This is a genomic window from Arthrobacter sp. ZBG10 (assembly GCF_001238605.1).
Classification (GTDB): domain Bacteria; phylum Actinomycetota; class Actinomycetes; order Actinomycetales; family Micrococcaceae; genus Arthrobacter.
Genome location: NZ_LFQH01000173.1, coordinates 1 through 386, shown reverse-complemented (window position 1 = coordinate 386; position 386 = coordinate 1). Strand labels below are relative to the sequence as shown.

Sequence of the window (386 nt, the reverse complement as noted above, 5' to 3'; positions counted from 1 at the left end):
CGCGTAGACCACGTAGTTGTCGTCGAAGAGGCCGGTGGCCGGATCGTAGCCGTCGCAGGTGATGAGCCGGAGCTCGGGCCCGGCGGTGTTGCCGTAGACCTCGAAGGTGGGGAAGTTGTCCTTGCCGTAGACGGCGCCACGGTCCATCACAAACGTGGCGGTGCTGCCATCGGCCCGGACCGCGTTGATCTCGGTGCCCGGGGTGAGCTGGCGGAGGTCCGCGAAAACGCCCTTGTTGCCGCCCAGGGCGTTCACGTGGCCCAGCATGATGGCTGGCCCGCGCTCGCCGGGCGACGGCGATCCGTTGTACCAGCCAGCGGGGGCACCGTTGCCGGTGTCCTGGGGAACCTCCAGCGAGCCGTTCTCCCGCAGGCCCAGGCTCAGCA

General features: G+C 69.2%; 1 protein-coding gene. It reads right to left on the bottom strand.

Annotated features, from left to right (window positions below; translation table 11 throughout):
- A partial coding sequence (locus ACU18_RS19075; RefSeq protein WP_157407887.1) for a sortase domain-containing protein occupies positions 1-386 on the bottom strand: 386 nt, incomplete at both ends.